We start from the raw sequence: 17,178 nt of genomic DNA, 5'->3' as shown, positions 1-17,178 counted from the left end.
GAAAGGCCACTCATTGAGTGGCCTTTTTTTGCTGTTCGTTTTGCCTCGGAAAGCACTTGTCTCGCATATAGAACCCGCCCCTTCTTTTAATTTTTCGGAATAAATGAAGAAGTTTTCAGCGTACATCTATTTACTGCGCAAATGGTCGTAGATCAAACGGATTAGTCCCGAAGATTGAGCCCACATAAGTCGCCCCGACCTGCGCCTGTCTATTAAACGCAAGAACTCCCTTTGCTATCAATGAATTGAGATAAAGCGCCCTGTTTTGCCGCTTATTTTTTTATTTCAGATCTTGACTGCCGTCAGGTTCTGAATGTTAATTACATCAACAGTAATCAGCCGCAGCTCACTTCGATCAGCAAACCCGTTAGGAAGCGGTCCTGCTCTGATACAAGGATGGCGTTTCCCCCAGCTGCAGTTGATGCGCTGCCTGCGCCAACAAAACGTTAAATGCTTATCTCGAATGCTAGCCGAGTGCGGCAGCTCTGCCTGGAGCCTGCTGCGGAACCAGCACCTCTGGTTCAACGACAACGCAGACAGGGCCAGGCCGCTTCAGCGCTTCAGCGGCTGGTGGCGGTAGCTTTGCCAGAAAGAATTAAGTTAGCGGAAAGCCTATGCAGCGCTACTTGGACGCATATTTTTTAGTCGGTAGTGCGCCCAGCAACAGCCATTACCGTATCGATTACCTTCGACTTGCCTCAATACCGAATAAAAAGCTACTTGACTGTATGATCTGTCCTGGAGTGCATCGTGAATACATCTTTTCGCAACCTGGAAGCGCCAGCCCTTCAGCGAATCATCAGCGAAATGAACAACAAAGGAAGTTCCTGCATTGCCGACTTCCTATCAAGCGGACAATTGACATCGCTTCAAGAAAGCGTCCGGATCGAGGCCGAAAAACATAACGGCAGTTATTTCGCGCATCATGGTGGCGGCGAAATAGATAGTTGTCTATTGGGCGCGCTAGGCGCTTCGCCAGCGTTTCGGCATATATTGGCAAGTGTCTATCAGGCGGGCGCCGGGCAAGCCGCTTATAACAATGAACTACTTAAAGTTCTGCGTTGTGTGCAGGGCACCTCAGGCCGGCGCGAGTCCAATTGCTTTCACTACGACGCCAGTCTGGTCACCGCACTGCTGCCCATCGAAATCCCTCAAGACGGGGTCGATCGGGGTGATCTCATCCTGTTCCCCAATGGTCGCCGCATACGCTCCAATGTCCTGATTAACGTGGTGGAAAAAGCGTTATTGCAGAACGCACTGAGTCGGAAATTGATCAGCATTGCCATCCGCCACAAATTTCTGCGCCCCGCAAAGCTTCAACTTGTCCCGGGCAACCTCTATCTGTTCTGGGGCTACCGCACACTGCACGCGAACGAACCCTGCGATCCCTCCCACCGCCGCGCAACCGCCATCTTCCACTATGGCGATCCGCACGCCGGTAGCTTCGCGACCCGCATGATCCTCCAGCTGAACCAGCGCCGGGCACGACGCGCAACAGCCCTGGGTACGCAACCTGCTGCGTGATCTCACAGACGCACTTTTTTGCGTCCGCTATCCGACGTGACGACCGATAAGGACATCGAGATGATCAATGTCACCAGATCGTATCTGGGCAATAAAACCAAATTCCTGGGCTATGTCGACAGCATCTACGCATCCGGCTGGTTGACCAATCATGGTCCGCTGGTGACTGAGCTGGAGGAGCGGCTGCGCGATTGCCTGGGTGTCAGGAATATCATCCTGACCAACAACGGGACCTTGGCGCTGCAGATCGCCTATCGGGCGCTGAATCTCTGCGGCAGCGCCATTACCACTCCGTTCAGCTTCGTCGCCACCACCAGCTCGCTGCAGTGGGAGGGCGTCCGGCCAATATTCGCGGACATCGACAAGGCCACCTGGAACCTGGATCCCCAGGCGATCGAAGCGAGGATAGAGGCCGACACCCAAGCGATCCTGGCCACCCATGTCTTCGGCAATGCGTGCGACGTCGAGACTATCGCGCAGGTTGCGCAGCGGCATCGCCTGAAGGTGATCTACGACGGCGCCCATGCGTTCAGCGTCCGCTACAAGGACCAGTCGGTATTCAACTGGGGCGACATCAGCACGCTCAGCTTTCATGCTACCAAGCTCTTCCACACCATCGAGGGCGGCGCCATCGTCACCAATGATGACGCCTTGGCGGAGAGGATTCGCTTGCTCTGCAACTTCGGCATTGTCGACACCGACATCATCGACGGCATCGGTATCAACGCCAAACTCAATGAATTTGCCGCCGCAATGGGCCTGTGCATCCTCGACGACATGGCGTTGATTCTGGAGCAGCGCGAGGAAATCGCCAGCCGCTACGAACAACAGCTCGGTGATCATTTCGACTTGCAGCGCCAGCAGCCGTACTCACAGCGCAACCACAGTTACTTCCCGATAGCCCTGACGGATGAAAACCACCTGCTGCGGTGCCGGGCGGCGCTCAAGAACAAGGGGATCAACCCGAGGCGCTACTTCTACCCCTCGTTAGACACGCTCAGCTATGTGCAGCCGCAGATCCCACAAACCGAGTCCCGCGCCCTGAGTCGCCGGGTGCTGTGCCTGCCGATCTACCCGGGCCTGCCACGGCATGTCCAGAACAGGGTTATCGAGACGCTATTGAACGAGCCATCGCAGCGCAGCCAGCCGCAGACCGAACGCTTCTGGGCTCAGGTCGCCGCCAGTCGATTGCTGGAAGACCGTTCAAGCCTGTCGGCCGCTGTGTACAAGCGCATTTACTGATCCAATCGCAACGGCTGACGACATGTCCGATCGAAATTTATCGATGCTTCGCAACACTGGCCTGAGTTACGCAGGCCAAGCGTACGCCATGCTCATCGGCATTCTTGTCCTGCCCTTCTATCTCGGGCATTTGGGAGCGGAGGCCTATGGCCTGATCGGCTTTTTCGCGGTGATGCAGGCTTGGCTGCAGCTGCTGGACGCCGGCCTGTCCCCTTCGTTGGTTCGTCAAATAGCGCATTTTCGCGGTCGTAACGGCTCCGCGGCGCAACGCTACGAACCGGGACAACTGCTGCGTTCGTTCGAACTCATTTTCCTGCCGTTGGCTCTGCTCACCGCGCTCAGCATCCATTTCGCCAGTGGTTGGATCGCTCAGCAATGGTTGCAGGCAGAGGAGCTGAGCAGCGCCACGATCGTCCACTGCATCAGCCTGATGGGCTTGATGGTCGGCCTCAAGCTCTACGCCACGCTCTACAAGAGTGGTCTGCAAGGCCTTGAGCTGCATGCCTGGCTGAACAGCGCCAACGTCATCGTCGCCACGCTGCGCTATTTCGGTGGGCTGTTTCTGGTGGCCAACATCAGCCAGAACCCACAGGATTTCTTTGTCTTCCAGACCGCTGTCGGACTGCTCGAAACCCTTATCTTCGCCGTCAAGGCATACAGTTTGATGCCCAACGCGAAGCGGCTGACCGGCTTCAACTGGGCAGTGGTCAAGCCGGTTCTGCCCTTCGCCGCTGGCATTTCGCTGACCTCGGTGCTGTGGATCGTCCTGACGCAGCTGGACAAGGTGCTGCTGTCCAACGTGCTACCGCTTAAAGAGTACGGCTATTTCTCGCTGGTCGCGCTGATGGCGACCGGCATCATGACGCTGACCAATCCACTGGTGCAGACGCTGCTGCCGCGGATGACGATGCTCGTCGCCGAAGACCGCATCGCCGATATGCAGGCGCTCTACCTGAACGCGACCCGGTTCGTCTGCAGCCTATTGTTTCCTTTGGCGGGAGTGATCGCGTTTCATGCCGCCGATCTGGTTTTCGCCTGGACCGGTGACGCAGAGGCAGCGCAATGGAGCCGCCAGATACTGCCCTGGTACGTGGTCGGCAGCGCGATCATGGCCGTCACCGCCTTTCAGTTCTATCTGCAGTACGCCTACGGTCAACTGCGCCTGCATGTGTGGTTCAGCTTGGTCAGTGCAGTGCTGAGCATCCCCGTGGTCATTTACGCAACCCTTGAGCATGGCGTGTACGGCGCAGCGCTGGCCTGGTTCGGGTTACGCATGCTGACTTTTCTGATCTGGCCGTCGATGGTGCACAAGCGCTTCGGTGCCCGCCTGCATCGACCCTGGCTGCAAGATCTGTTGCGTATCACGGCCATGACCGGCCTGGGTCTGCTGATCGGCGAACCGGTGTTCGCCACCATCGCCAGCGAAAACCGATTCGACATTCTTCTAGGGCTGGCCGTCAGCGGACTGATCTGCCTGACGCTGGTGACCTTCACCTCCAGGCCGGTGGTAATGCGGCTTTACGTAATGATGACCAAGTCGAGCGTCTGATATGGATAGCCAATCGAGAACCGAACAGGACGTCATGGCAACCTGGGGCGATCAACGATCTCCCCTGCTGAGCATCATCTGCCTGGCCTACAACCATGCGGCGTTCATAAAGGAAACCCTGGAAGGATTCATCCGGCAGCAAACCGACTTCCCTTTCGAGGTGATCGTCCATGACGACGCCTCCACCGACAGCACCGCAGCCATCATCCGTGAATACGCCGCGCGCTACCCGAACCTGATCAAGCCGATCTATCAGCGGGAGAACCAGTACCGCCTAGGGTTGCCGTTCAGCACGCAACTGTTCGCTCAGGCCCACGGCAGGTACATCGCCTATTGCGAAGGGGATGACTACTGGACGGACCCACGCAAGCTGCAGCTACAGGTGGACTTCCTCGAAACACATCGCGACTACGTGATGACCTATCACGACGCATTCATGTTCAACAGTCAGGGCGTCGTCCGCAGCCCCCACCTGGCCGGCAAATATCGGAAGGACGCGAGCGCTCTACAGCTGAAACAGGCGCGGCCGATTTCGACCCTGACCGTCTGCTTTCGCAATCTGCTGCATGAGCTGCCGCCGGAGCTGCACGGTGTCGAGGTTCTGGACATCTGTTGGTGGTCGTTACTTGGTGCTCATGGCAAGGGCAAGTTCATCGAAGCGATCAAGCCCGCGGCCTACCGGGTGCACGAAGGCGGCATCTTCTCGATGCGCAGCAGCAAGCAACGCATCCAGATGACCACGCACGCCTATTACAACCTCGCTCGTTACTACCAGCGCATCGGCGATCCGTCGCTTTACGAGTATTTCATGGTCCAGGTGTTCGCTCAGGCACTCGCGTCGATCTCCCCGCTCAGCAAGCTCCAGGCCCTGGGCCAGGTCTTCCAGAACATCAGCATCAATCTTTTGCGCAGGCTGACCCCAGGTGTCTGACGAACATCTGGCCGTCACGCCCGCTGCTGCACCGATGGCGCAACACTCAAGGAAGGAACCCGCAATGACTGCAATGGCCCGCTCTTCGCTGGACTACGACGGTGATAACCGGATCGATCTGGCGCGCATTCTGCGCGTGGCGTTCGATCACAAGCGTCTTATTTTCATCCTCACCACCCTCTTCGCGCTGCTCGGCGTTGCCTATGCCATCGTCGCCACGCCCATCTACGAAGCCACCGCGATGATCCAGATCGAGCCGAAGAAGGCCGGCATCACCGGCATTCCAGAAGCCGTGCCCCGGCCGAACTCGGTGTCCCAGGCGATCACCGAAATAGAACTGATCAAATCCCGTGCGGTGCTGGGCAGCACGGTCAACGACCTGAAGCTGTACATCAATGCGCGGCCCAAGTACGTCCCGCTGCTTGGCAGCTACCTGGCGCGCCAGCACGATCCTGAGGAAGACGGCGAGCTCGCTGCACCCTTGCTGGGGATGGACAGCTACGCCTGGGGCGGAGAGAAGCTGGAGATCTTCCAGCTGGACGTGCCGCAAGCCTACCTCGGCGAAAAACTGCTGCTGCGCGCGGGCCCTGCGGGTTCATTCAACCTCTACGACGCCGATGAGAAAATGCTGCTGAGCGGCAAGGTCAATCAAGCCGTGCAGCACGACGGGTTTCGGGTACAGATCGCCGAACTCAAGGCCCGTCCCGGTACCGAGTTCATCGTCGTGCGCAGCCGCCCGCAAACCACTGCACTGGACTACCAGAAACGCCTGAAAGTGGGTGAAGCCGGCAAGGACTCGGGAATTATCTATCTCACGCTGGAAGACCCGGATTCGGAAAAGGCCAATCGGGTGCTGGACAAGATCAGCCGCCTGTACGTGCGGCAGAACATCGAACGCAGCTCCGCCGAAGCGGCGCAGCGTCTGGAGTTTCTGCGGTCCCAGGTGCCGCTGGTGCGCAAGGAGCTGGAAAAGGCCGAAGCCGCCCTCAACGACTATCAGACCAGCGCCCAGTCGGTGGACATCAGCATCGAGACCAAGGGCGTGCTCGATCAGATCGTCGCGCTGGAATCACAGATCTCCGAGCATAACCTCAAGCGCGCTGAGTACAACCAGCTCTACACCCCGGAACACCCGACCTACCAGACGCTGATGAAGAAGATCGGCCAGTTGCAGGCGCAGAAAGCCGCGCTGATGGGGAAAATCGACACATTGCCGATGACGCAGCAGGAACTGTTGCGCCTGAACCGCGACATGCAGGTCACCACGCGCACCTACACGCTGCTGCTGGACAAGGCACAGGAGCAGGACATCCTGCGTGCGGGCACCATCGGCAACGTGCGCATCATCGACAGCGCCTACGCAGTGGTGGAGAAGCCGGCCAAGCCCATCAAGCCCCTGGTGGTACTGGTTGCGATCTTCGTCGGGCTGCTGGTGTCGGCGATGGTGATCTTGCTGCGACAGGTGTTCTATCGCGGTATCGAAAGCCCCGAAACCATCGAACATCTGGGTACACCCGTGTATGCGGCGCTGCCCTTTTCGGCGAAACAGGAGCACCTGTACCGATTGCGCAAAATCCGCGATGGCCGCAGCAAGCTGCTGGGTCGCGCCGATCCGGCCGACCTGGCGATCGAATCTCTCCGCAGCCTGCGCACCAGCCTCAAATTCGCCATGCTCGAGGCGCGCAATCAGGTGCTGGTCATCACCAGCCCGACCTCCTCGGTGGGCAAATCCTTCGTCGCCAGCAATCTGGCCTCGGTCATCGCCCAGGCCGGTCAGCGCGTGCTGCTGATCGATGCCGACATGCGGCGCGGCTACCTGGCCGGCATGTTCGGCCTGGCGCCACGCAACGGTTTGTCCGACGCCCTGGCCAGCGGTTTGCAACTCGCCGCCGTAGTCAACAAGACCGATCAGGCCAACCTGCATTTCATCGCTAGCGGGCATTGCGCGCCCAACCCCTCGGAACTCCTGATGCACGAGAACTTCGCCCGGTTGCTGAAGGAAGCCGAGCGTGAGTACGACTTCGTGATCGTCGATACGCCACCGGTGTTGGCGGTAACGGATGCCGTCCTGGTTGCGCAACAGGCTGGCACCTGCCTGTTGGTGGCCCGTTATGGGCTGAGCACCGCCGGCCAGGTCGAAGCCTCCAAGCGACGCTTGGCGCAGAACGGCGTACTGCTCAAGGGCGCCATCCTCAACGGCGTCAAACGCAGGGCTTCGAGCTCCGCCTATGAGACCGGCGCCTACGGTTACTACAGCTACTCTCAAAAAGCCTGACACACGCGAGGGATAAGCCCGTGCTCAGAACCGTTTCGATGATTCAGCCCTACCTGTTCCCCTACCTTGGCTATTTCCAGCTGATCGCGCGCAGCGATGTCTTTGTCCTGGGCGACGACCTCCAGTACGTCAAGGGCGCCTGGATTAACCGCAACCGAGTGCTGGCGAACGGGCAGCCAAAACTGGTCACCTTCCCGTTGCGCAAAGCCAGCCAGTTCTCCCCGATCAACCAGCGCTGGCTATGCGACGAGTTCGAGCAGGAAGCTCAGAAACTGTTGAAAACGCTGGAGCTGGGCTACTCACGCGCGCCACACAAGGCCGAGGTGATAATGCTGGTGCGCCAGATTCTGGCTCATCCGGAACGCAACCTGGCGCGCTTCATCGAGAACTCCATCCGGCGGATCTGCGCCTATCTGCAGATCGCAACGCCGATCCGCATCGGCTCGGAGTTGGGCTTGCCGGCACGCATGGACAAGCAGGAACGCGTCGTCACCATCGCCCACAAGATGAACGCCGAGCTGTACATCAACCCCATTGGCGGCACGGCACTCTACTGTCCCGCCTATTTCAGGTCGCACGGGTTGGCCCTGCGTTTCCTGAAGATGGATGACTTGAGCTACCCGCAGTTCAGCCAGCCCTTCGTGCCCTCGCTGTCGATCATCGACGTATTGATGTTCAACAGCCGAAGCGAAGCGCAGGCACTGCTCAAACGCTTTTCTCTGGTCGAGGGAATAGAGCAGTCGGCCACGTTGCAAGGCGCATGACCTCGACAGAACGGACATTGAAATTTTCACTACGGAAGGCAGTTCATATGACCTCGCTCAGCAGCGCTCGCTGGTACCTGATCCAGACCAAACCCCGTCAGGAAAGCCGCGCCGAAGACAACCTTCGACGTCAGCACTTCGAGTGCTACCGGCCAGTAAAGTCAAACGCCGCAGGGAACGGAAAGGCGGACGAAGCGCTCTTTCCGGGCTACCTGTTCATCCGTCTCGATCGGCAGCTGGATAACTGGTATCCGATCCGCTCCACCCGCGGCGTCGCCCGCGTGGTGGCCTTCGGTAGCGAGCCGACACCGGTCAGAGACGAGCTGATCGAGCAGCTGCGCCAACGCCTGGCGGCCCCGCCCCAGAAACCGCAGTTCGAACCTGGCGAAAAGGTGCAGCTGCATGGCGGCAGCTTCAACGAGCTCGAGGCGATCTTCGTCAGCGCCGACGGCGAGAAGCGTTCGGTGATCCTGCTGAACCTGTTGCAGCGTGAACAAAAGGTCCGTGTGCCCACGCGCTACCTCTGCAGCATCACCGCCCATCCTGGCCTGGCGTGGGCCTGTCGAGCGGATTGACGGATCATCGAGGGGACACCATGAAAGTTCTCGTTCTACACAGTTTGTATGCGCCCCATATCGGCGGCGGCGCCGAAATCGTTGTCCGCCAGATTGCCGAAGGGCTGCAACGTCGCGGCTGCGACACCGTCGTGCTGGCGACCGGACCAGAGGACGGGCTGCACGAAGAAGAGCTCGACGGCGTGCGGATCTACCGAGCCGGGCTGGATAACTTTTACTGGCATTTCACCCAGTCGCGTCCCTGCCGACTGTTGCGGCTCGGTTGGCACTATCGAGACCGTTACAACCGCAGCATGCGGCGGCATGTGCGCCAGGTCATCGAGCATGAACGGCCTGACGTTGTGGTGTGCAACAACCTCACCGGGTGGTCGATATCGGCCTGGGATGCGATCAGCGCGGCCGGGCTGCCGATCGTTCAGGTGCTGCACGACCTTTATCTGCTTTGCCCCAAGGACACCATGTTCAGCAAGGGCCGTAGCTGCGAGCGCCAGTGCGGCATGTGTTCGGCCTTTCGCCAGCCGCACGCTGCTGCGTCGGCTCAGGTCGCGGCGGTCATCGGTGTGAGTCGTTTCGTCCTCGATCGAATAGCGGCCGAAGGCTACTTCAGCCGGGCCAGTCGGCATGTGGTGCACAACTGCGTCGACTCCAGCAGCAGCCGCTCGGGCAAGCCACGCCCGCGTCACAGCGGCCTGCTGCGCTTCGGTTACATCGGCACACTGTCTGAAAACAAGGGGGTGGGCTGGCTGATCGAGCAGTTCCAGGCGCTGTCCATCAACGCCACGCTGGAAATCGCCGGTCGCGGCAAGTTGGATTACGAAGCGAAGCTCAACGAGCTGGCCGACCCTTCCAAGGTGAGGTTCGCGGGCTATCAGCCATCAGAACGCTTCATGCAGGGGATCGATGTACTGGTCGTACCGTCAATCTGGGCTGAGCCTTTCGGGCTGGTGGCGGTCGAGGCCTGCGCACAACATCTGCCCGTCATCGCCACGAACATGGGCGGCCTGCCGGAGATCATCCGGGACAACCTGAATGGCTTGTTGTGCACGCCGACCGATCGCGACTCCCTCGGCAGGGCCATCCTCAAGCTCTATCTGGACAGCGGCCTGCGCCATCGATTGTCCAGCCAGGCACGCGATAGCGTCGCCACCTTGTTAGATACGGAACGAATGCTCGATCAGTACCAGTCGATCCTGTATTCCACGCTGCACGGCCGGAGCGCCCACGATGAACCCGAGTTCGCTGACCATTTCGCACCGCAGGTCGAGACCGCTGGCGATTGACAAACCCACCGTGCTCACGCTGATCGCGGCCTCGCTGCTGATCAGCGAAACCTTTGCCGGCGCACTTCGCTACTACCTGGATGTTGCCGGCGTGTCCGCCCTGCTCTACCTGCCAAAGCTGGCCTGCGTCGCCGCGGTTGCGCTGGAATTACCCAGGACGCAAAGCAAACCCGGCGTGTGGCTGGTGCTGTTTGCCGTGCTGGTCTCGAGCCTGTTCGCGCTGCTGCACGGCGCCACCCTCGGCAATGTCGGCTTCAGTCTGTTCATTTACATTCCGCTGCTGTTCGGCTTGTTCTGCGGTGGCTACCTGGAACAGAGGACCCGCCTGCTCAGCTGGGTAATCGGCCTGTGCCTGGTCGCCTCCCTGCTCGGTATTGCGCTGGACATGTTCACCAGCGTGCCGTGGAAGGGCTATAGCTACATGATGGGCGATGTCGAGCTGACCGCTAACAAATCATGGGCCTTCGGCAGTACCGACCGGCTCGCCGGGTTCGCCAGAATGTCGACCAACCTGGCCGTGATGATCGCCTTGTACAGCTTGTTCCTGGCGGCGTTCCTGCGGTCGCGGCTGTTACGGGTGGCGCTGTACCCGGTGGCCTTCGGCGCCATCTTTCTGACGACCAACAAGTCCACCGCGGCGGCTTACCTGCTGACCCTGATGATGCTGTTTCTGGCCGGCTATCGCCTGCCCAGCGCCACGGCATTTTTCATAGCCGTGCTGACCGGGATGGCATTGCCCATCGCCAGCCTGCTATTGAACATTCCACAAAGCGAGGCCTATAGCGCCGGCCTGCTGGCGTCCTTCAATGACCGATTGATTCACAGCTGGCCGAATTTCATCGACGTCGTGACCAATGAAGGTTGGGGCTGGTGGGGCGCGGGTTTCGGTGCAGTAGGCAGCAGCGCGGCAGCCTTTCCATTGGCCTGGCTGGAATTGCTGAGCATCGCCGATAACACCGCGCTGTATCTATGGGGAATGCTCGGCGTATTCGGCGTGCTGCTGTATCTGTTGTTTTTTCCGCTGCTGCTGCGCCTGCATGACCATGGCCCGCGCATTCGCGACGCGCTGCTGGGGATCGTTTTCTGCACCATCCTGATTGGCTGGGCAACCGACGTACTGGAAGTCACCACGGCCACTCTTTTCCTCGGCATGGCCGTCGCACATGCCCTGACGCCGCGCGAGCGTCACCCCCCGATTGCTGCCGTGTCAACGCGCTAGGCCTTGAACTCGACAAGCGAACAACCAGGGACGACCGGCCATGAAATATTGCCATCCATTGCACCGTTTGGCGCTTGCCACCGCTGTGTCCGTCCTGGCCATGCAGGCACCGGCACAGCCAGCGGAGGACCCGTTCATCCTGGGGGTCTGCTCGCATGATCTGCACCTGCGCGACAGCACCAGCAAGGGCGTGCTGATGTTGAAACAAGCTGGCATCGAGTCCGTGCGCACCGATGCGCACTGGGCCTTCCTCGAGCGCAAGCGCGATCAGCTCAAGGTGGAACCGCACTGGCCTCAGTATCTTGCCGGCAACCAAGCGCAGGGGATCGACAGCCTGTTCATTCTTGGCTACGGCAATCGCTTTCACGGCGACGGCGAGAAGCCCCGCAGCGAACCGGTACGCACCGCGTTCAATCGCTACGTGGCGTTCACCGCCGAGCAGTTTCGCGGCCGCATCAAGCACTACGAGATCTGGAACGAATGGGACGTCGAGGATCCGGTCGATCCGCAGTTCACTGAGGACTACGCCCGGCTGATCACCGATGCGGCGGGCATCATCCGCCAGCATGACCCGGACGCCAAGGTACTGGCCGGTGCAGTGACGACGAAGGGCATCGAGTCCGGTTTCGCGCTGCGCCTGATCGAGGCCGGAATCATGCAATCGGTCGATGGCCTCTCGTTGCACCCCTATGTCCATTGCCGTCGTCGCGGGGAAAACACACCGGAAGCCTGGATCGAATGGCTCGCCGGAGTCGACATGGAACTGTCCCGTGCCGCCAATCAGCCGGTGCCGCTTTACCTGACCGAAATGGCCTGGCCTGCGCATCAGGGTGCCTGCGGCATCGACGAAACCCTACAGGCAGCCTATCTGGCACGGAGTTTTTTCCTCGCCAGGACATTACCCAACGTGCGCGGGTACTGGTGGTACGACTTTCGCAACGACGGCACCGACAAGCGCGAACGGGAACACAACTTCGGCCTTCTCAGGCAGGACTACTCGCCAAAACCTGCGTACCGGGTGCTCGAAGCGATCAGTCCGATCATCAAGGATTACCAGTTCCTGGGACGGGTCGAGGAATCCCGAAACAGCGTTCTGCTGCGCTTCGGCAACGACGAAGAACAGCTTCTGGTGGCCTGGAGTACGACAGACCAGACCCGCCCCGTCACCATCACCTCGGCAGGCAAGTCGGCCAGCAACCTGAAACTGCTGGATACCGCTCAGCCCGACAAGGGATGGACCACCGCTATCGCCTGGCAATGCCCGAGCAACGCGGATCACTGCGCCGCCCGTGTCGAACTCAGCGGGTTTCCGAAAATCCTCAGCCTCGGGCCTGCTTCGGACGGATCCGAGCCCTCGAAACCCATCTCGACTCGTTGAACAGAAGGCACTCAAGATGATCGTGATCAATGCTCGCTTCCTGACTCAGGACATGCGGGGCGTACAGCGGTTCGCTGAACAGATTTCCCTGCAGCTTAAGGACCTGCGCGACGACCTGGTCTTCGTCGCGCCCGACGACATACGCCTGCACGAAAGCGCGGCACAATTGCAGGTCCGACGTATTGGCCGACACCGAGGGCATGCATGGGAGCAGCTGGATCTGCCCCTATGGCTGGCTCGCAACGGCCATCCCCCCCTGGTCTCGCTGTGCAACACCGCCCCGCTGTTCTACGGCAACCAGATCGCAACGCACCACGACATCACCTACATCAGGCACCCGGAAAGTTATTCCAGGACGTTCAGCGCCATGTACCGAAACCTGACCCCGTTATTGCTTGGACGAATCAAAGCCTTGATCACCGTCAGCGACTTTTCCAGAAAGGAAATAGCGAGTCATTACGGCTATCCGGCAAGCAGCATATGTGTCGTGCCGAACGCCGTGGACGGGCGTTTCCAGCCGTTTTGCGCAGAGCAGTGCCCACGCGGGGCGGCGCCTTACCTGCTGGCGGTGTCGTCACTCAGTGCACACAAGAATCTCGCCCGTATGGTGGCGGCATTCCTGCGCATGGAAGGTCGGGATGAAGCCGAGCTACGCATCATTGGCGACTCGAACCGGATCTTCTCGGGCAGCCTTCACGACGTGCCAGGCAGTCGGCGCATTCGCATGCTTGGCAGGCTAACCGATAAGGAACTGGTCGAGGCCTACCAGGGGGCGACTGCCTTCGTGTTTCCTTCGCTGTATGAAGGGTTCGGCATCCCGCCGCTCGAAGCCCAGGCCTGCGGTTGCCCAGTCATCGCTGCGCGCGCCGCATCTGTTCCGGAGGTTCTGGGCGACAGTGCACTGTACTTCGACCCCCTGAACGTCGAGGACATCGCACAGAGCATGCAGCGAATCCTCAAGGACGCCGCCTTACGTCAGGACCTGCGGCGACGAGGCAAGACCAACGTCGCGCGCTATTGCTGGAGCACCTCGGCTCGTCAGGTTTCCAGGCTTATCGACCAGGCGTTCAGTGGAGCGCGAAATGCCAATGCTGCGGGCGTCAATTCGCTGCCATTCAGCCAGCCAAAGCACTAGCCCGAGGCCCGGGTCCACAACCTGACTGTCCCGACTGCACCCAGCCGACGGGTACAGCCTTCGGCTGCGACTGCGATTTCCGTCACGGCAACTGAGGTGACGGCCGCCACTCCCCAACCTAAAAAAAAGGCCATCGCAATGAAAATCGCCATCATTCATGACTGGCTAGTGACCTACGCCGGTGCCGAGAGGGTGCTTTCCGGATTGCTGGACGTCTGGCCGGAAGCCGACCTGTATTCCGTGATCGACTTCCTCTCCGACGAGGACCGCGCCAACCTCGGCGGCAAGCGCGCCACCACGACCTTCATTCAGCAACTGCCGAAAGCGAAGACGCACTACCAGAAGTATTTGCCGTTGATGCCACTGGCCATCGAGCAGTTGGACATGTCGGCTTATGATCTGGTGATTTCCAGCAGTCACGCCGTCGCCAAGGGCGTGTTGACCGGCCCCAACCAATTGCATATCAGCTACGTACACTCGCCGATCCGTTATGCCTGGGATCTGCAACATCAGTACCTGCACGAAGCAAGTCTGGACCATGGCTTCAAGGCCAAGCTGGCGCGCATGCTTCTGCACTACTTGCGCATGTGGGATCAGCGCACCGCCAGCGGCGTGGATGACTTCGTCGCCAACTCGCACTTCATTGGCCGGCGCATCAACAAGAGCTACCGACGCGAATCCACGGTGATCTATCCGCCGGTCGACACGCGCCAGTTCACGCTCCACGCGGAGAAGGAGGATTACTACCTGACCGCCTCGCGAATGGTGCCTTACAAGCGCATCCCGATGATCGTCGAGGCGTTTTCGCGGATGCCGGACAAGAAGCTGATCGTGATCGGCAGCGGACCTGAGATGGAAAAGGCCAGGGAGCTCGCCACGTCGAACGTAACGCTGATGGGTTATCAGAGCTTCGCGGTGCTGCTGCATTACATGCAACGTGCCCGCGCCTTCGTCTTTGCAGCGGAAGAAGACTTCGGCATCGCACCCATCGAAGCCCAGGCATGCGGCACGCCCGTTATCGCCTATGGCAGAGGCGGAGTACTGGAAACGGTACGAGGAATCGACCACCCCGAGCCGACGGGCGTGTTCTATACCGAACAGACGCCGGAATCACTGATCGCCGCTGTGGGGCAATTCGAGGCACAAGCGCATCTGATCCTGCCCGAGACCTGCCGCACAAGCGCAGAGCGATTTTCAACCGAACGATTCAGGCAGGAGATCAAGGCGTTCGTTGATACTAGGGTTCGAGAGGTTTCGTTGCTTCATGGGCAGGACACGCTGTTGCGTCGACCAACGGCAACCCCTCTGAGCGTGGCTCAGGTTTACCCGACGGCTGTACCGATGAAGCACGCCTGACCGAGCCCTCATTCCCATTGCGAGGCTTCAAGGATGAACACAACCACCGCGGCACAACGCATCCAGACCCTTTCGGCATTAAGCCTCGCGCTGCTGATCAGTGGCACGACAAACGCCAGCTACAAATCCGCCTCAGCATACGATGAGCAGCACCTGCACGAGTATGAAAGTACTGCGCAGGCCTGGTCCCACTGTGCGACCGGAAAAAACATTCACAACCTCGGGTCACGCCAGAGCATTAGTCCATGCATCGGCGTCAACCACGCCGAAACACGATCGCCTGTCCCGATTCGCTTGGCCAAGCCGCTGTCCGGCAGCCGGTACATCCGCTCAGGCGAAAGCATTCGTTACTCGTTTTAACCCGCGACCTATTTGGAGACGCCATGGACAGTGCAGACCAAACCAAGCAAACGCTGGTGTATGCGGATGGGTATTCCTATACGGAAATATTCCAGGCACCGGCAATCGCCGGCATGCCCGCTAATAACCCATTGATCAGTGTCTTCCACGCGTTCTTTACCGCAGAGGACGATAGCCCTTCTTCCGCCGATCGATCGGCCGATGGACCGTACTCAGCAATCGGCAACGCATCCGGCAAGATCGGTTGATTCAACTGTAGACCAGGCTCAACGAGTTCCCGCTATCGCTCACACTGCATCGCCGCAAGGGCCTTGCCAGATGAGCCACGCTATCAAGGTAGCGGGCATCCTCAGGTTTCACGTCGAGACAACCATGACTTGGAAAACCACTGTGGTTACCGTGACCTACGGCGACCGGCTGCCCTATCTCCAGCAATTGATCGAACGGGCCCTGAGCTTTACCGCCATCAGCGATGTGGTGGTGGTAAGCAACGCGGCGCTGGCCCCCCTCGATCAGTTGACGGAGCGCTGGCCGGACCAGGTCCGTCTGATCGAGCTGACAGAGAACACCGGTTCGGCCAATGGCTACGCGGTGGGCCTCCAGGCCGCCTTGGCTACGGATGCCGATTACATCTGGATGATGGACGACGACAACGCACCCACGGCTGCCGCGGTGTCGATTCTGCACCGCGAGCTTGCGCGCCTCACTGGCCTGCTCGGCAAGGATCGGGTCGCGGTGCTGGGCTATCGGGCAACGCAACAAGCCGACGTTGCGCAAGGCGTGCCTGCGCGGTACATCCGCCAACCGCGCTCCAGCTACTTCGGCTTTCATATCGCCCAGCTGCCCTACAAGATCTGGCGTCGGCTGCCCTGGGGCAAGCGGCCCAGTAGGCCACCCACGAGCATCAGCCTGCCCTTCGCCCCCTACGGCGGCATGCTCGCCCATCGAAGCCTGTATGAACGGATAGGTCTGCCGCTCAAGGAACTGGTCCTCTACGTTGACGATACCGAGTACACCCGGCGTATTACCGCCAGCGGTGGAAAGCTGTTTCTCTTTACCGAAGCCGTGATCGAGGAGCTGGAGCAGTCCTGGAACATCAAGGCGCGCACCAGCAACATCTACGAAACCTTCCTGCTTGGTGAATCCGATTTCCGCGCCTACTACACCGCGCGCAATCAAGCATGGTTCGACAAAAACGTCTGGGCCGCTTCGCCCCGGCTTCACTGGCTCAACCGGGCGGTCTTTCTCACCCTGTTGCGCCTCTTTGCCCGCTTGCGTAACAGCCGGGCGCGCCTGGCGCTTCTCGAGCAGGCCATCCATGACGGCGAGAGCGGTGCATTGGGCATGAACAAGACCTTCCCACTGCGTTGACTCGGCCCACCCGAGTGTTCTGGACCTGATGAGGAGACCCGCATGGATATCGCATCGGTGCAACGCGACGAAAACAACTTTGACTTTCTGCGGTTCTTCGCTGCGTCCGCCGTGGTGCTTGGCCATTGTTACTGGCTGTCCGGACTGGGCGCTGTCGAACCGGTGCGGCTGTTCACCGGTTCCATGGATACGGCCGACATCGCGGTGAATCTATTCTTC

Annotated in this window: 15 protein-coding genes and 1 pseudogene; all 16 read left to right on the top strand. The window is 59.8% G+C overall.

The window, feature by feature from the left end:
* Positions 1–750 precede the first annotated feature (750 nt).
* Positions 751–1,524, top strand: a complete 774-nt coding sequence (locus NA637_RS20685; protein ID WP_423836754.1) for a hypothetical protein — start codon at positions 751–753, stop codon at positions 1,522–1,524.
* A 60-nt stretch (positions 1,525–1,584) separates the two neighbouring features.
* Positions 1,585–2,766, top strand: coding sequence for a DegT/DnrJ/EryC1/StrS family aminotransferase (locus NA637_RS20680; protein WP_256074457.1), 1,182 nt, complete (start codon positions 1,585–1,587; stop codon positions 2,764–2,766).
* A gap of 22 nt (positions 2,767–2,788) precedes the next feature.
* Positions 2,789–4,315, top strand: a complete 1,527-nt coding sequence (locus NA637_RS20675) for a lipopolysaccharide biosynthesis protein (RefSeq protein ID WP_256074456.1) — start codon at positions 2,789–2,791, stop codon at positions 4,313–4,315.
* 1 nt (position 4,316) lies between these two features.
* On the top strand, positions 4,317–5,246 hold the full coding sequence (locus NA637_RS20670; RefSeq protein WP_256074454.1) for a glycosyltransferase family 2 protein: 930 nt from the start codon (positions 4,317–4,319) through the stop codon (positions 5,244–5,246).
* Positions 5,247–5,310: 64 nt separating this feature from the next.
* Complete coding sequence (locus NA637_RS20665) at positions 5,311–7,521, top strand: polysaccharide biosynthesis tyrosine autokinase (RefSeq protein WP_256074452.1); 2,211 nt, start codon at positions 5,311–5,313, stop codon at positions 7,519–7,521.
* 20 nt (positions 7,522–7,541) lie between these two features.
* The gene (locus NA637_RS20660; protein WP_256074450.1) at positions 7,542–8,285 is read left to right on the top strand and encodes a WbqC family protein; all 744 of its coding nucleotides are present in this window, start codon (positions 7,542–7,544) and stop codon (positions 8,283–8,285) included.
* 47 nt (positions 8,286–8,332) lie between these two features.
* On the top strand, positions 8,333–8,860 hold the full coding sequence (gene rfaH / locus NA637_RS20655; protein ID WP_256074449.1) for a transcription/translation regulatory transformer protein RfaH: 528 nt from the start codon (positions 8,333–8,335) through the stop codon (positions 8,858–8,860).
* Between the two features lie 20 nt (positions 8,861–8,880).
* Positions 8,881–10,140 (top strand): glycosyltransferase family 4 protein, encoded by a 1,260-nt coding sequence (locus NA637_RS20650; protein ID WP_256074445.1) that lies wholly within the window; start codon positions 8,881–8,883, stop codon positions 10,138–10,140.
* Positions 10,085–11,359 (top strand): hypothetical protein, encoded by a 1,275-nt coding sequence (locus NA637_RS20645; protein ID WP_256074444.1) that lies wholly within the window; start codon positions 10,085–10,087, stop codon positions 11,357–11,359. The genes NA637_RS20650 and NA637_RS20645 overlap by 56 nt, the downstream gene beginning before the upstream one ends.
* A 40-nt stretch (positions 11,360–11,399) precedes the next feature.
* Complete coding sequence (locus NA637_RS20640; protein WP_256074443.1) at positions 11,400–12,737, top strand: hypothetical protein; 1,338 nt, start codon at positions 11,400–11,402, stop codon at positions 12,735–12,737.
* A 16-nt stretch (positions 12,738–12,753) separates the two neighbouring features.
* On the top strand, positions 12,754–13,872 hold the full coding sequence (locus tag NA637_RS20635) for a glycosyltransferase family 4 protein (RefSeq protein ID WP_256074442.1): 1,119 nt from the start codon (positions 12,754–12,756) through the stop codon (positions 13,870–13,872).
* A 138-nt stretch (positions 13,873–14,010) separates the two neighbouring features.
* Entirely contained in the window at positions 14,011–15,228 is a 1,218-nt protein-coding gene (locus NA637_RS20630; protein ID WP_256074441.1) for a glycosyltransferase family 4 protein, read from the top strand.
* 33 nt (positions 15,229–15,261) lie between these two features.
* Positions 15,262–15,588, top strand: a complete 327-nt coding sequence (locus NA637_RS20625; RefSeq protein ID WP_256074440.1) for a hypothetical protein — start codon at positions 15,262–15,264, stop codon at positions 15,586–15,588.
* Between the two features lie 23 nt (positions 15,589–15,611).
* On the top strand, positions 15,612–15,836 hold the full coding sequence (locus NA637_RS20620) for a hypothetical protein (RefSeq protein WP_256074439.1): 225 nt from the start codon (positions 15,612–15,614) through the stop codon (positions 15,834–15,836).
* 124 nt (positions 15,837–15,960) lie between these two features.
* Complete coding sequence (locus tag NA637_RS20615; RefSeq protein WP_256074438.1) at positions 15,961–16,959, top strand: glycosyltransferase; 999 nt, start codon at positions 15,961–15,963, stop codon at positions 16,957–16,959.
* A gap of 42 nt (positions 16,960–17,001) precedes the next feature.
* Positions 17,002–17,178: pseudogene (locus NA637_RS20610) on the top strand (acyltransferase family protein); the annotation flags it as partial.

The sequence above is a fragment of the Stutzerimonas stutzeri genome (assembly GCF_024448935.1).
Lineage (GTDB): Bacteria > Pseudomonadota > Gammaproteobacteria > Pseudomonadales > Pseudomonadaceae > Stutzerimonas > Stutzerimonas stutzeri_AO.
This window is presented reverse-complemented; position numbering and strand designations above follow the sequence as displayed.

Bases quoted from the DNA above. Each gene is read 5' to 3' on its own strand.
- NA637_RS20680 (WP_256074457.1), top strand. From the start codon at position 1,585: ATGATCAATGTCACCAGATCGTATCTGGGCAATAAAACCAAATTCCTG.
- NA637_RS20620 (WP_256074439.1), top strand. From the start codon at position 15,612: ATGGACAGTGCAGACCAAACCAAGCAAACGCTGGTGTATGCGGATGGG.
- NA637_RS20675 (WP_256074456.1), top strand. From the start codon at position 2,789: ATGTCCGATCGAAATTTATCGATGCTTCGCAACACTGGCCTGAGTTAC.
- NA637_RS20625 (WP_256074440.1), top strand. From the start codon at position 15,262: ATGAACACAACCACCGCGGCACAACGCATCCAGACCCTTTCGGCATTA.
- NA637_RS20670 (WP_256074454.1), top strand. From the start codon at position 4,317: ATGGATAGCCAATCGAGAACCGAACAGGACGTCATGGCAACCTGGGGC.
- rfaH (WP_256074449.1), top strand. From the start codon at position 8,333: ATGACCTCGCTCAGCAGCGCTCGCTGGTACCTGATCCAGACCAAACCC.
- NA637_RS20630 (WP_256074441.1), top strand. From the start codon at position 14,011: ATGAAAATCGCCATCATTCATGACTGGCTAGTGACCTACGCCGGTGCC.
- NA637_RS20665 (WP_256074452.1), top strand. From the start codon at position 5,311: ATGACTGCAATGGCCCGCTCTTCGCTGGACTACGACGGTGATAACCGG.
- NA637_RS20640 (WP_256074443.1), top strand. From the start codon at position 11,400: ATGAAATATTGCCATCCATTGCACCGTTTGGCGCTTGCCACCGCTGTG.
- NA637_RS20635 (WP_256074442.1), top strand. From the start codon at position 12,754: ATGATCGTGATCAATGCTCGCTTCCTGACTCAGGACATGCGGGGCGTA.
- NA637_RS20645 (WP_256074444.1), top strand. From the start codon at position 10,085: ATGAACCCGAGTTCGCTGACCATTTCGCACCGCAGGTCGAGACCGCTG.
- NA637_RS20615 (WP_256074438.1), top strand. From the start codon at position 15,961: ATGACTTGGAAAACCACTGTGGTTACCGTGACCTACGGCGACCGGCTG.
- NA637_RS20650 (WP_256074445.1), top strand. From the start codon at position 8,881: ATGAAAGTTCTCGTTCTACACAGTTTGTATGCGCCCCATATCGGCGGC.